We start from the raw sequence: 13,442 nt of genomic DNA on the forward strand, positions 1-13,442 counted from the left end.
GCGGTGCCCGCCGCCGCGGCCAGCCCCGAACGGCTCGACCTTTATGTCGGCGCGCGCACCGCCGAGGCGATCGGCGACAGCGACCGCGCCGCCACCTTGTTCGCGCAATTGGTGGCATCGGGCGCTTCCAATCCAGAACTCGGCGCCGAGGCGATGACCAGCGCGATCGCGGCCGGCCGTTTCGACCTTGCGCGCACCATCGCGGCGGACCCGGTCCTCGCCCGCGACCTCAATCTCGACGGGCGCCTGTTCCTCCTCGGCGAGACGCTTCGCCGCGCGCGCTACGACGAGGCGCTCGCGCTACTTTCGCAGGACGAGGCACGGGTCAGCCTCGACTTCATTGCTCCGTTCGTGCGCGCTTGGATCGGCATGGCGAGCGACAAGCCGCACGAGCGCGAACGCGCAATCCTCGCGCTGTCGGGGCTCTCGCGGCAAAGCCCGCTCAACGCCTTCATCGACGAGCATCTGGCGCACCTCTACCTTCTTGCAGGCGACCTCGAGGCGGCCCGGCCGCTCTTGGTCAACGCGCTCGCCAATGCCGGCGGACGGGAGGCGGGCCTGCGCATCGGCTATGCCGAAGGCTTCGCAAAAGCGGGCGATCGCAGCGGTGCGCTGGCGCTGCTCGAAGGGCCCGATCCGGTGCTGACCGCCGCACGCGAACGCCTGCTCGCCGGAAGGCCGCTCGGACTGCAGCCGACGAGGCCGGCCGACGGCTACGCGGCATTGCTGACCGCGCTCTCGGTCCAGCTCAACCGCATCCGCGATCGCACCCTCCCGGTGGCGATGGCGCAAATCGCGCGCGCCAGCTCGCCCGGCTACACCGAGGCCGCCATCGTCGGCAGCCTGCTGATGGACATGGAGGAACGGCCCGAGGACGCGATCGCGCTGGTGGCCACGGTTCCGCAGGAGTCGCTGCTCTACCCGCAGGCCCTCGACAGCCGAATCCAGCTGCTGCTCGAGGCCGGCAGGATCGACGAGGCGATGAAGCTCGCGCGCGACGAGCGCAAGCGTCGTCCGCGATCGTCGGGTGTCGAAGCGCGTATCGGAGACGTCTACGCCAAGCTGGAACGTTGGAGCGACGCCGCCGACGCCTACGCACGAGAGCGCGCGCTGCAGCCCGACGACTGGACGATCTATTTCCTCGAGGCGGTGGCACGCGACGAAGCGGGCGACTGGGAGGCGGCGCGCAGCCTGCTTCACAGCGCGATGGCACTGGCCCCGGAGGAGCCGATCCTTCTCAATTTCCTCGGCTATGCACAGCTCGAGCGCGGCGAGGCGATGGACGAGGCCGAGGCGCTGATCCGTGCGGCAAGCGCGCTCAGCCCCGAGGATCCGTCGATCACCGATTCGCTGGGCTGGGCGCATTTCAAACGCGGACGGCTCGACGAGGCAGTCGAAGTGCTCGGGCGCGCGGCGCGGCTCGATCCCGATCAGGCCGAGATCCACGAGCATTATGGCGACGCGCTGTGGGCGAGCGGGCGCACGATCGAGGCGCGCTTTGCCTGGCGCGCGGCGCGCGTTTCCGCCGAAGAAGAGGACCGCATCGCACGGCTCGACGACAAGCTCGCGCTGGGACTGACCGAGGCCAATGGCGCCCCCTGATCGCCCGGCGTACCGCGAACCCGCCCCGGCAAAACTCAATCTCGCGCTCCACGTCCGCGCCCGGCGTGACGATGGATATCACCAGCTCGAGACGCTGTTCGCCTTCTGCACCGACGGCGACTGGCTCGAAGCGGAAGATGCGGACGGACTCGAACTCGCCATCATCGGGCCGTTCGCAACGGAGCTTTCGCGCCACGACAATCTCGTCCTCGAAGCAGCGCGCCAGCTGGCCGTAGCTGCAGGGCATGACGGCGGCGCCCGCCTGACGCTCGACAAACGCCTGCCTGTCGCCAGCGGGATCGGCGGAGGCTCGGCCGACGCGGCCGCTGCGCTGCGCCTGCTGACCCGGCTGTGGAGCATCGATCCGGCGCACGCCGCCACGGTCGCGCCGAGGCTCGGAGCGGACGTACCCGCCTGCCTCCTGTCGATGACGTCACGCGGGGACGGGGTAGGGGACGCGCTCTCGCCCGTGGACCTGCCTGACATTTCCGGAACGCCGGTCCTCCTCGTCAATCCGCGTACCGCCCTGTCGACTGCAGACGTATTCGCGCGCTGGGACGGCGAGGATCGCGGCCCGCTGGGCGACTGGCGCGAGGGACGCAACGATCTTGAAGCCCCCGCGCGTGCGCTGGTGCCCGGCATCGGTGACGTGCTCGACTGGCTCGCCGCGCGCGAGGGCGTCGATGTCGCGCGCTTGTCGGGATCGGGCGCGACCTGTTTCGCGCTGTTCGACAACGAGGAGGCGCGCGGTAGCGCCGCGGCCGCCGTGCCCGAGAAATGGTGGCATCTGGCCAGCCACTTGCGCTAGGGGGCCGCTCGATGACCCGAGCGATCCTCACCACCGCCGAAATGGTGCGCGCCGAACAGGCCTCCATCGCCGCCGGCACGCCCGAGATCGAGCTGATGGAGCGCGCCGGCACCGCGCTGGCCGAGGCGATCGCGCTCTATACCGGCCCGCGCGCCGCGCTGGTTCTGACGGGTCCGGGCAACAATGGCGGCGACGGCTATGTCGCGGCGCGGCACCTTGCCCAGCGCGGCTTCGACGTGCGCGTGGCCGCGCTGGCCGAACCGACGACCGAGGCGGCCAAGGCGGCGCGCAAGCGGTGGGACGGCGACGTCGAGCCGCTCGGCGAGAAGACGAGCCACGCACCGCTCCTCGTCGACTGCCTGTTCGGCACTGGCCTCAGCCGCGGACTCGACGAGCCGCTCACGGCCACCCTGTCGCGTCTCGCCGACGCGGCGACGCTCAAGATCGCCTGCGACCTGCCGAGCGGGATCGAGAGCGACACCGGCGCCGCGCTCTCGCCCGTGCCAATGTTCGACCTCACCGTCACCTTCGGCGCGCTCAAGCCGGCCCACCGTCTTGCGCCCGCCATCCATCACTGCGGCCGCGTGGTGACCGCCGACATCGGGGTCGAGGCGCAAAGCGACTGGTTCGAGATGGCCCGGCCCGACCTGCCCGCGCTCGATCCGGCGGGTCACAAGTACGATCGCGGCCTCGTGCATTGCCTGTCAGGTGCGATGCCCGGCGCCATCGCCCTGTCCGCCCATGCCGCCGCGCGGGCGGGCGCGGGCTATGTCCGCGTCTCGACGAGCCGGATGATCGACAATCTGCCGAGCGCCATCGTCCAGACCGAGGACCCGGCCGCGCTCGACGACGAACGGATCGGCTGCCTGCTGGTCGGCCCGGGCATGGGCGACATCCCGCCACTGCTCACCGTCGCGTTGACCAAGACGCACCCGCTCGTGCTCGATGCCGACGCGCTCGGCCATGTCGGCGATCCCGACCGGCTCGTCGGTCATGACGCCATTCTTACGCCGCACGAGGGCGAGTTCTTGAAATTGTTCGGCACGCTCGACGGCAGCAAGGCCGACCGCGCGCTGCAGGCCGCGCAGCAAAGCCAGTGCATCGTCGTCCTCAAGGGCCCCGACACGCTGGTCGCCTCGCCCGACGGTCGCCTCGGCTTCGCGCCGCCTGCGCCCGCCTGGCTCGCCAGCGCCGGAACCGGCGATGTCCTCTCGGGCATCATCGCCGCCTTCCGTGCGCGCGGCATGGAGCCGTTCGAGGCGGCCTGCGCGGGCGTGTGGGTGCATGGCCGCGCCGCCGAGGCCGCAGGTCCGCACATGATCGCCGACGACCTCGTCGCCGCGATCCCGGACGTCCTGTGAGCGAGGAGATCGTCCGCATCGCCGCGCGAGGCGACGGCGTGACGCCATCGGGCGCCCACGTCCCGCTCGCCGCGCCCGGAGATCTCGTCGAGGACGGGCGCGTCGTCAGGGAGGGCCCGCACCACGCGGCGGCGCCGTGCCGTCACTACCCGCAATGCGGCGGCTGCCAGCTGCAGCACCTCTCCGAAGACGCGCTTACCGCCTATTGCACCGACCGCGTGGCAGGCGCGCTCGCGCATCACGGGCTCGAGACAGACCTTCGTCCCGGCCACCTGTCGCCGCCGAACAGCCGTCGCCGCGCCAGCCTCAAGGCGATGAAGGCGGGCGGGCGCGTGATGATCGGATTCAACGAGGAACGCTCGCACCGGATCGTCGACATGGCCGAATGCCACATCCTCGCGCCCGACTTGTTCGCGCTGGTCGTGCCGCTGCGCCGCCTGCTCGGGGTGCTGCTCCCCAAAGGCCGCACCGCACAGGTGCAGATGACGCTCGCCGACCAGGGCGTCGACGTCATGCTTTCGGGCGTCGCCACCGAAGGGCTCGAAGCAGTCGAGGCAGTGAGCGAGTTCGCCGAGCGCCACAAGCTCGCGCGGCTGTCGATCGACGAGGGTTATGGTGCGGAGGATCGCTGGGCGCCGCAGCCGGTCACGGTCACTCTTTCAGGTATCCCCGTCGCGCTTCCCTCGGGTGCCTTCCTGCAGGCAACGCGCGACGGCGAGGACGCGCTGGTCGCCGCCGCGCTCGAAGCGACGGCAGGCGAGGGGCCAGTCCTGGACCTGTTCGCAGGGCTTGGCACCTTTGCCTTCGCGATGGCGTCACGCGGACGCGACGTCGTGGCGGCGGAAGCGGGGCGTGACGCCATTCTCTCGCTGAAGGGCGCCGCGTCCCGCGCGGGTCTCCCCGTCGAGGCGTCGCACCGCGATCTCTATCGCAATCCGGTGCAATCGGACGAGCTGGCGCGGTTTGCCGCAATCGTTCTCGATCCGCCGCGCGCCGGTGCCGAGGCACAGGTCGGCGAGATCGCGCGCTCAAAGGTTGCGCGCATCTCTTATGTCAGCTGCAATCCCGCGACCTTCGCCAAGGATGCACTCACGCTCGTCGATGGCGGCTATTCGCTCGACTGGGTCCGACCGGTCGGCCAGTTCCGCTGGTCGACCCATGTCGAGCTGGCAGCCGCCTTTTCGCGCTAGGCCAGATGCGCCCACGCCGTCAGCGCGGCATGGAGGGCAAGGCCCACGAGGCACACTGTCGAGGCGAGGAACAGGACGAGGCGGATCGGCACCTTGTTGACCGTCGCCTGTACCAGACTGTGGAGCACACGAAGTCCCACATAGCCCCACGCCAGCGTCAGGTTGAGCGCGTTGGTATCGCCCATCACGATCAGCGCGAACACGACCGCGTAGAAGATGGTCGGCTGCTCCATCAGGTGCATGTAGTTGTGGTTCTTCCACTGGATCGCGTGGGGCAACTGCGTGATGTCGCGCACGCGCGTTCCGTCGGGCGCGTTCATCCCGTTCTTGGCGATCCCTGCGAACAGCAAGGTCGCGAACCACAACAGCACGATGATCGTCCACACGACGAGGGCCACGACAGGCCCCACCAACGGATTGAATTCCATGGTTCTTCTCCCCTGTTACGAATTGAACGCGAGCGCGACCGCGCGGATCGCGAGCATCAGCAGCGCGAGCGAGGCGATCGCGAAAATCGAGAAGCGCACGATGATCTTGTTCCAGATCGCCTGCACGAGGCTGTGGACGATGCGCAGGGCGACGTAGGCCCACGCCAGCATCAGCGTCGTGTGCGAGACGTCGCCGAGCAGGAGCAGCGCGAAGATCACCGCGTAGAACAGCGTCGGCTGCTCCATCAGGTGGTTGTAGTTGTGCGCCTTCCACTGAACGTTCGCCGGGAGGATCCCGTCGAGATCCTTGCCGGTCCCGCCTGAGCGCTTCTCGAGGTCGATCTTCGCCGCTCTCATCGCGGGAATGCGGGTCGCGTAGAGCCAGATCCACATGATCATCGACCAGAGGATCAGCACGGTCAGCGGCTGGAGCAGTTGCGTCATGAAAAAGGCCCCCCACAACGTGTGTGGGAGGCCTTGTAGCGCAATCTCGTTGCGGATGCGAACCTAGTCGAACATCTTGGCGTAGCGATGCTCGGGACGGTTCTTCCATGCGCCGCGATGATAGGCGTCGCTGGCGAGCAGCGGCAGCACCGAGGTCGCCTCGGCATAGACCATCTGCTCCAATGCGGTGTCGACCTTGCCCCAGCTGCACGCTTCCTGGAGCGTCGAGGAGGAGCAGGCGCCGTCGCGCACGTCGGCGACGGTGATCTGGATCGCGTACTTGTGCATTTCGACATCGTCGTGGCCGAGGATTTCGGCGCACACGACCGTGTCCTGCGCGAAGTTCTTGGGCACGCCGCCGCCGATCATCAGAAGGCCGGTGGTGCCGGCCTTGATCTTGATGTCGGTGAGTTCACGGAAGTCGGCGATCGCGTCGAGAACCATGTAATCCTCGCCCGCCTTCATGCGGTCGACTTGGTGCTTGACGAGGCCGAAGCCTGCCGAGCTGTCTACGAACGCCGGGCAGAAGATCGGCACGTCATGCTCGTAGGCCAGCTTGACGAGGCTGTTGTCCTTCTTGCCCTTTTCCGAAAGATACTTGCCCATCTCGCGGATGAAGGCGCGGCTCGAATAGGCCTTGGGTTCGAGGCTGTTGGCGATCTCGGCGATCGTGTGATCGGTGTCCTGGAGCGCTTCTTCGTCGATGTAGGTGTCGTAGATGCGGTCGATGTAGAGCGAGCGCAGCACCTTGTCGTCGGGGATCTCGAGCGCCTGGTAGTGCTTGTGACCGAGCCCTTCGAAGAAATCCATGTCGACGATCGAGGCGCCGGTGGCGACGATCGCGTCGACCATGTTGTGCTTCACGAGGTCGGCATAAAGGTCCATGCAGCCGCCCGCGCTGGTCGAGCCGGCGACGACGAGAATGACCGAGCAGTCCTTGTCCTCGAGCATCTGGTTGTAGATGCGGGTCGCACGCGCGAGATCGCGCGAGGTAAAGCTCATCTTGCCCATCGCCTCGACGATCGGACGCGCGTCGAACGACTTGATGTCGATATGTTCGACGACGTTCGACAGGAGCTCGGCCTTCTTCTGGCGGTCGATCTGGTCTTCGTCGGGATGGGTGGCAAGATCGGTGGTCATTCGCTTCTCCACTTATGGCGCGTGCCCGCCGGACCGCCGCAGCGGCCCGGTTGCACGCATCTCAATCACTCGAAAAGGTTACAGCTGCACGACGTTCGACGCGCCAGCCTGTTCCGCCGCGCCCGTGTAGAGCGAGGCCATCGGCTCGTCGTAGACGACCACGCGGTCCTCGACCCCGAAGCCGTTGAACCCGGTGCGCATCGCGCAGCCATAGGCACCCAGCATGCCGATCTCGATGAAATCACCCGGCTGGACGTCGGCAGGCAGCATGAAAGGCCCCGCCATATGGTCGAGATCGTCGCAGGTCGGCCCGTAGAAGCTGAACGGTGCCAGCTCCTGTGCGGATTCCTCGGCACGGATCAGCTTGACCGGGTAGCGCCAACCGATGTGGGCGGCGTCGAACAGCGCGCCATAGGCGCCGTCGTTGATGTAGAGCGCATCGCCGCGGCGACGCTCGACCCGGACCAATACGCTCGAATATTCCGCGCACAAGGCGCGGCCCGGCTCGCACCACAGTTCGGCCGAATAGCTGATCGGCAGGTCTTCGAACTTTTCGTGGATCACGTCGAAATAGGCTTCGAGGGCAGGGGGTTCCATTCCGGGATAGGCCGACGGGAAACCGCCACCGACATCGACGATGTCGACCGTCACCGCGCTCGACACGATGGCATCGCGCACGCGCTCGAGCGCATCGGAATAAGCGGCCGGGCTCATCGCCTGGCTGCCGACGTGGAAGCAGATGCCCAGCGCGTCGGCGGCCTGGCGCGTCTCGAACAGGAGATGCGTCAGTTCGTCGGGATCGGCACCGAACTTGGTGGCGAGGCTGAGCTTTGAATGGTCCGACGACACGCGAATGCGCACCAGCAGGTTGAGGTCGCTGGCGTTCTTGGTCGCGCGGCGGATCTTCAACAACTCGTCATAGCTGTCGAGGCTGAAGGTCTTCACGCCGTGCACGAAATAGGCTTCTGCGATCGCTTCCTCGGCCTTGACCGGGTGCATGAAGCACAAGGTCGCGTCCGGCAGCGTCTCGGAGACGAGCCGCACTTCGCCCATCGAGGCGACGTCATAATGCGTGATCCCGGCATCCCACAGGACGCGCAGCAAGTCGGGCGAAGGATTGGCCTTCACCGCATAGAGCGACTTGCCGGGAAACTTCTCCGCGAAGAAACGCGCGGCGCGATGGGCCGCGTGCGGACGGAGAAGCGTGACCGGCTGAACCGGCCTCTGGGTGGTTGCTAGCCCCAGCGCAGAATGATGGTTGTGCAACTCAAGGGACCTCCTGAAAGTCTTGTGATCAACCGGCTGCCTTGCGGAGGAAGTCCCATGGGGCAGCGGAGCGCGATATATTTTGCGGAATCGCCGTTGTAAAGACTACGAAACGTCTAGGATAAGTGCGCTTTCCAAACGCTGAACGAAGCGATTTTTTCCCGCGATTTCATAAAGGGTTAGCTGGGGTGGCGAAGGTAGGTCGACAAGAGGTTCTGGATGCGGCCCGCCGGATCGACGGCGCGGTTCGCCGCACGCCGCTGACCGTGACCGCCATCGGCGGGGCCCCCGTCGCCGTCAAATGGGAGAATCGGCAGGAAGGCGGGGCGTTCAAGCTGCGCGGTGCCTCCAACCGCCTGCTCGCGATGAGCGAGGCCGAGCGCGCCGGCGGCGTCGTCGCCTTCTCGAGCGGCAACCACGCCCGCGGCGTCGCGATCGCTGCCCGCCGCCTGGGGATGACTGCGACCATCGTGATGCCGTCCGACGCGCCACAGGTGAAGATCGATGCGACCCGCGCCGAGGGCGCCGAGATCGTTCTTTACGACCGCCGCAGCGAGAGCCGCGAGGAGATCGCCGCGCGCCTCGCCGTCGAACAGGGCGCCACGCTCGTCCCGAGTTTCGACGATCCTTATGTTGTCGCGGGGCAGGGCACGGTGGGGCTCGAGCTCGCCGTCCAGGCCGCCGAGATCGGGCACGAAGTGCGGCGCATCCTCGTCTGCTGTGGCGGCGGCGGGCTTTCGGCCGGGATCGCGCTCGCCTGTCCCGACGCCGAGATCGTCACCGTCGAGCCCGAGGGCTGGGACGACATGGCGCGCTCCTACGAAGCGGGCGATATCGTTCCCGTGGCCGATGACGCGCCCGACACGTTGTGCGACGCGCTCCAGACACCGCGGGTGTCGCCGATTACGTTCGGCATCCTCCAGGAGCGCGGCGCGAAGGGCGTCGCCGTTAGCGAGGAGTGGGTGCGCGCTGCCGTCCGCTACGCCCACGAAGCCCACGGCGAAACGGTCGAACCGGGCGGCGCGGTAGCGCTCGCAGCCTTGCTGTCGGGCGTCGTCGAACCGCGCGCAGGCGATGTCGCGATCGTTTCGGGCGGTAATGTGGATCCCGCGCTGCACGCGCGGCTGGTGGCCTAGGCGGCGTTGACGCTGCGATAGGGGCCGGGGGTCAGGCGCGCCGGGCTCGACCGCTCAACCGCCTGGATCAGTTCCTCGAGCTCGGCGGCCAGGATCTGCAATTCGGCGGCAAGCGCCTTGGGGTCGGCATCGCCGAGGCCCGCGCTCGCATCCATCAGCGATTCGAGCATCATCGAAATGCAAGGCAGGATCGTTTCCTCGATCCGTTCGAAAGCTTCTTCGAGCCGCGTTTCAGGCGTCAGTTCCCGGTCCATGGCGCCATCGATAGGCTTGAAGCGGTTAAGAACGCGTATAAGGATCGCAAAAATGTCCGGAACCGCCGCCGCCCTGTTGTCGATCGCGATGCTCGCCGCCTTCCTGCTCGGCGCGGCAGGCATTCAGCAAGCCCGCAAGAAAGAAGACCGCGTCGCACGGCAACGCGGTCTCCTGATGATCGCGATGGCGATCATTCTCGTCGCCAACGTCCTGATCTGGACGCTGTAGGACGTCAGCGGATCGGGCAGTCCGGATCGAGGCGGTAGTCGAGATAGGTGTCGATGACCTTGAACAGGTCGTCGATCTCGTTCTCGAAGAAGTGGTTGGCGCCCGCGATTTCCTTGTGCTCGATGGTGATGTGCTTCTGAGTGCGCAGCTTGTCGACCAGCTTCTGCACCGCGCTCGGCGTAACCACCTCGTCATTGGTGCCCTGGACGATGATCCCGCTTGCCGGGCAGGGGGCGAGGAAGCTGAAATCGTACATGTTGGCGGGCGGCGCGATCGAGATGAATCCGCGGATTTCTGGGCGACGCATCAAAAGCTGCATGCCGATCCACGCGCCGAAGCTAACGCCCGCGACCCAGGTCACCTCGGCCTCGGGATGGATCTGCTGGACCCAGTCGAGGGCGCTCGCCGCATCCGACAACTCGCCGATGCCGTTGTCGAACGTGCCTTGGCTCTTGCCGACGCCGCGGAAGTTGAAACGCAGGGTCGCAAAGCCGCGCCGCACGAAGTCCTTGTGGAGCATCTGGACGATGCGGTTGTTCATCGTGCCGCCCGCCTGCGGGTGCGAGTGCAGGATCAGCGCTACGGGCGCGCGGGGGCGGGGCCCCGGGGTGAAACGGCCTTCGAGACGGCCTTCGGGTCCGGGGAAAATCACTTCGGGCATGGATCGCTCTTCGTCAGTCGGATGATATAGTATCGCACGAAAGGCTTTCGCGCGCGCGCCGCTCCTATATAGGGGGTAGAGAATGTCTGGCAATTGGCAGGATTGACGCGACCCGCAATGACCGATCGGCTTTATTTCGACCACGCCGCCGCAACCCCGATCCACGCCTCGACGCGCGAGGCGATGGCCCGCGCGATGGATATCTGGGCCAATCCCAACAGCCCCTATGCCGAGGCACGCGCGGCCCGCGCCGCGATGGAGGAGGCACGCCGCTCTCTCAAGGATGGGCTGGGATGGCGTCATGACGTCATCTTCACCTCCGGGGCGAGCGAAGCTGTGTCGCTGTGCGCACGCTGCGCCCGGGTCGAGGGCAGGGCGCACGGGGCGACCGAACACGCCATCGTCCCTGCCAGCATGGGCGCCGACAGCCGCATCATTCCCGTCAACGAGAAAGGCCTCGTCGACATGGACGCGCTCGACGCGATCCTCGCCGAGGGTCCCGCGCTCGTCGCCATCCAGCAGGTCAACAACGAAACCGGCGTGCTGCAACCGCTCGAGGAGATTTACGCCAAGGTGAAGGCGGCCGGATCGCTGTTGCTCGCCGACTGCGCGCAGGGCGGGGGCAAGCTGCCGCTTCCCGACGCGGATTTCATCGCCCTGTCAGGCCACAAGATGGGCGGCCCGCCGGGCGTCGGCGCGCTGCTGGTCAAGGACATCGGACAGCTCGAACCATGCGGCGGAGGCCAGGAAAAGGGCTATCGGCGCGGCACGCAGAACATGCCGGCCATCGTCGGGATGGCGGGTGCGCTCGATGGGCGCGGATTTCTCGATGCGATGGAGCGTTTCAAGTTCCTGCGCGAACGCTTTGAAAATGCAGTCAAAGCGATGGGCGGCGTGGTGATCGCCGAAGGCGCACCGCGGACGCCCGCGATCGGCGCGATCGCGCTTCCGGGCGCCAGCTCGGCCGCCATGCTGGTCCAGCTCGACCTTGCCGGTATCGCGGTGTCGGCCGGCAGCGCCTGCTCGTCGGGGGCGATGAAGCCGAGCGCGGTGCTCGAGGCGATGGGCCTGCCAGACGCGGTCAAACAGTCCTTCCTGCGCATCAGCTTCGGCCCCGACACGAGCGAGACGGATGTCGACCGGCTGGTCGAGGCGCTCCAGGGCATCGCCATCAAGGCGCGCGCCACCGCCGCATGATCTATCTCGACTACCAGGCCACGACCCCGCTCGCGCCCGAGGTGGTCGAGGCGATGGCGCCGTGGATCGGCGACAAGTTCGCCAATCCGCACGCCCCCTACACCAGCGGTCGTGAAGCCGCCGCCGCGATCGAGGTGGCGCGCAGCGAGGTCACCAAGGCGATCGGCCTTGCGGGCGGGCGCAGCGTTTTCACCGGAAGCGCGACCGAGGCGCTCAACTGGGCGATCAAGGGGACGCTCGGCTGGAAGGGCGGCAAGCATTTCGTCACGCTCGCGACCGAGCACGCCGCCGTGCTCGACTGCGCCGAATGGGCGCAAGGGGTGGGTCACCGCGTCACCGTGCTACCGGTCGGCGCCGACGGGCTCGTCAGCCTGGACGCCGTGCGCGCGGCGGTGACGGACGGCTGCGACCTCGTCGCGGCGATGCTGGTCAATAACGAGATCGGGGTCATCCAGCCCGTCGCCGAAATCGCCGCCATCGCGCACGACGCCGGCGCGCGCATGCTGTGCGACGCGGTGCAGGGGCTGGGCAGGGTGGCGATCCCCGATGGGCCCGACTTGGTCGCGGCGAGCGCCCACAAGATCCACGGGCCCAAGGGCATCGGCGCGCTGTGGATGCGCGGTGGCTGTGAGCCCGAGACGCTGATCCACGGCGGCGGGCAGGAAGAGGGGCTGCGCTCGGGAACGCTCAGTCCCGCGCTCGCGGTCGGCTTCGGCGCCGCGGCGAAGCTCGCGCGCGAGCGGTTCGATGAGGACCATGCCCATGTCGAGGACCTGTGGTCGCTCGCCCTCGAAACGCTGGGTAAGGACTGGACGATCAACGGATCGACCGATCGACGCTACAGAGGCAATCTCAACATCCGCCGCGAAGGCCTTGATGCAGCGCGTCTTCTTGCCGACTGCCGCGACCTCGCCATCTCGCTCGGTTCGGCTTGCGCAAGCGGATCAGGACGGCCCAGCCACGTGCTCAAGGCAATCGGCCTGACCACCGCCGAGGCGCGGTCCTCGGTTCGTATCGGTTTCGGCCGCTACACCAGCGCCGACGAACTCGGGCAAGCACTCGCGCGCATCAACGCTGCCGCCGAGGCGCAACGCGCGTGACGCTCGTCCGCTTCCTCCATCCCGACGGCAGCCTCGACCGCGTCGTCGAGGCCGAGCCCGGGTCCAACCTGCTCGATCTCGCGCAAAAGCACGGTCAGCCGCTCGAAGGCGCGTGCGAAGGCGCGATGGCCTGTTCGACTTGCCACGTCATCCTCTCGTCGGAGGATTTCGAGCGCCTGCCGGTCGGGAGCGAGGAGGAGGACGACCTCCTCGACCTTGCCATGCACGTCACGCGCACCTCGCGGCTCGCCTGCCAGGTGACCGTCCCCGACAGCGACACCCCGATCACGGTGCGCATGCCGGGCGGCGCGCATAATTGGGACCGCTAGACCCGAGGGCTTGCATCGCGCGCCGCGGATCGCCATATGGCCCTCGGAAGTCGGCGGACGACTTGTCCGTGAACCTGGTCAGGCCCGGAAGGGAGCAGCCACAGCGGTTTCGGTCGGGTCGTCGGCTTCCACCCTCCAAAGCACCGAGAGCAGCGCAGCTGCGCGAGAGATGCGAAGGAGCGGCCAGCGGGTCGCCCTCGGCGATCCCGTCTGACGGGGTCAGGCCGCCCTGGCCCCGCACCCCCGTCGCTCACCCGAAAAAAGCATGGATCGCGGCCTTCGCTGGGCTGGAGGTTG

Annotated in this window: 15 protein-coding genes and 1 other RNA gene; 10 read left to right on the forward strand and 6 right to left on the reverse strand. The window is 67.5% G+C overall.

Annotation, left to right across the window (positions count from 1 at the left end; translation table 11 throughout):
* The first annotated feature begins 3 nt into the window (after positions 1 to 3).
* The 4 genes from NNY25_RS11595 to NNY25_RS07525 are packed head-to-tail and all read left to right on the forward strand — an operon-like array spanning position 4 to position 4,961.
* Complete coding sequence (locus NNY25_RS11595; RefSeq protein WP_265570724.1) at positions 4 to 1,602, forward strand: tetratricopeptide repeat protein; 1,599 nt, start codon at positions 4 to 6, stop codon at positions 1,600 to 1,602.
* Entirely contained in the window at positions 1,589 to 2,410 is an 822-nt protein-coding gene (locus tag NNY25_RS07515; RefSeq protein WP_265570725.1) for a 4-(cytidine 5'-diphospho)-2-C-methyl-D-erythritol kinase, read from the forward strand. Before NNY25_RS11595 ends, NNY25_RS07515 begins: the two co-directional genes overlap by 14 nt.
* 11 nt (positions 2,411 to 2,421) lie before the next feature.
* Entirely contained in the window at positions 2,422 to 3,771 is a 1,350-nt protein-coding gene (locus NNY25_RS07520; RefSeq protein WP_265570726.1) for an NAD(P)H-hydrate dehydratase, read from the forward strand.
* Positions 3,768 to 4,961: a class I SAM-dependent RNA methyltransferase gene (locus NNY25_RS07525; protein ID WP_265570727.1), complete on the forward strand. Its 1,194-nt coding sequence runs from the start codon at positions 3,768 to 3,770 to the stop codon at positions 4,959 to 4,961. The genes NNY25_RS07520 and NNY25_RS07525 overlap by 4 nt, the downstream gene beginning before the upstream one ends.
* Here the strand turns inward: NNY25_RS07525 and NNY25_RS07530 are convergent.
* From NNY25_RS07530 to NNY25_RS07545, 4 genes are all read right to left on the reverse strand, one after another.
* Positions 4,958 to 5,389, reverse strand: a complete 432-nt coding sequence (locus tag NNY25_RS07530) for an MAPEG family protein (protein WP_265570728.1) — start codon at positions 5,387 to 5,389, stop codon at positions 4,958 to 4,960. The two genes, NNY25_RS07525 and NNY25_RS07530, sit on opposite strands and share 4 nt — an antisense overlap.
* Positions 5,390 to 5,404: 15 nt before the next feature.
* Entirely contained in the window at positions 5,405 to 5,833 is a 429-nt protein-coding gene (locus NNY25_RS07535; protein ID WP_265570729.1) for an MAPEG family protein, read from the reverse strand.
* A 63-nt stretch (positions 5,834 to 5,896) separates the two neighbouring features.
* Positions 5,897 to 6,973, reverse strand: coding sequence for a 1,9-bis(guanidino)-5-aza-nonane synthase (locus tag NNY25_RS07540; protein WP_265570730.1), 1,077 nt, complete (start codon positions 6,971 to 6,973; stop codon positions 5,897 to 5,899).
* A 78-nt stretch (positions 6,974 to 7,051) separates the two neighbouring features.
* Entirely contained in the window at positions 7,052 to 8,239 is a 1,188-nt protein-coding gene (locus tag NNY25_RS07545; RefSeq protein ID WP_265570731.1) for a type III PLP-dependent enzyme, read from the reverse strand.
* A gap of 188 nt (positions 8,240 to 8,427) precedes the next feature.
* On the opposite strand from NNY25_RS07545, the gene NNY25_RS07550 reads away from it, so the two are divergent.
* Complete coding sequence (locus NNY25_RS07550; protein ID WP_265570732.1) at positions 8,428 to 9,375, forward strand: threonine ammonia-lyase; 948 nt, start codon at positions 8,428 to 8,430, stop codon at positions 9,373 to 9,375.
* Here NNY25_RS07550 and NNY25_RS07555 read toward each other — a convergent pair.
* A complete protein-coding gene (locus tag NNY25_RS07555; protein WP_265570733.1) occupies positions 9,372 to 9,629 on the reverse strand; it encodes a hypothetical protein in 258 nt (85 codons plus the stop codon). The two genes, NNY25_RS07550 and NNY25_RS07555, sit on opposite strands and share 4 nt — an antisense overlap.
* A gap of 52 nt (positions 9,630 to 9,681) precedes the next feature.
* On the opposite strand from NNY25_RS07555, the gene NNY25_RS07560 reads away from it, so the two are divergent.
* Positions 9,682 to 9,858, forward strand: coding sequence for a hypothetical protein (locus NNY25_RS07560; RefSeq protein ID WP_265570734.1), 177 nt, complete (start codon positions 9,682 to 9,684; stop codon positions 9,856 to 9,858).
* Between the two features lie 4 nt (positions 9,859 to 9,862).
* Here NNY25_RS07560 and NNY25_RS07565 read toward each other — a convergent pair whose 3' ends face one another.
* Positions 9,863 to 10,519, reverse strand: coding sequence for an alpha/beta hydrolase (locus NNY25_RS07565; RefSeq protein ID WP_265570735.1), 657 nt, complete (start codon positions 10,517 to 10,519; stop codon positions 9,863 to 9,865).
* 117 nt (positions 10,520 to 10,636) lie between these two features.
* Here NNY25_RS07565 and NNY25_RS07570 point away from each other — a divergent pair, with 117 nt between their 5' ends.
* The 4 genes from NNY25_RS07570 (at position 10,637) to ffs (ending at position 13,281) form a co-directional block, all read left to right on the forward strand.
* The gene (locus NNY25_RS07570) at positions 10,637 to 11,716 is read left to right on the forward strand and encodes a cysteine desulfurase family protein (protein WP_265570736.1); all 1,080 of its coding nucleotides are present in this window, start codon (positions 10,637 to 10,639) and stop codon (positions 11,714 to 11,716) included.
* Positions 11,713 to 12,816 (forward strand): cysteine desulfurase family protein, encoded by a 1,104-nt coding sequence (locus NNY25_RS07575; protein ID WP_265570737.1) that lies wholly within the window; start codon positions 11,713 to 11,715, stop codon positions 12,814 to 12,816. Before NNY25_RS07570 ends, NNY25_RS07575 begins: the two co-directional genes overlap by 4 nt.
* Positions 12,813 to 13,145: a 2Fe-2S iron-sulfur cluster-binding protein gene (locus tag NNY25_RS07580; RefSeq protein ID WP_265570738.1), complete on the forward strand. Its 333-nt coding sequence runs from the start codon at positions 12,813 to 12,815 to the stop codon at positions 13,143 to 13,145. Before NNY25_RS07575 ends, NNY25_RS07580 begins: the two co-directional genes overlap by 4 nt.
* A gap of 42 nt (positions 13,146 to 13,187) precedes the next feature.
* An RNA gene (gene ffs / locus NNY25_RS07585) (signal recognition particle sRNA small type) lies at positions 13,188 to 13,281 on the forward strand.
* The last annotated feature ends 161 nt before the right edge of the window (positions 13,282 to 13,442 follow it).

The sequence above is a fragment of the Sphingomicrobium nitratireducens genome, assembly GCF_026157035.1.
Classification (GTDB): domain Bacteria; phylum Pseudomonadota; class Alphaproteobacteria; order Sphingomonadales; family Sphingomonadaceae; genus Sphingomicrobium; species Sphingomicrobium nitratireducens.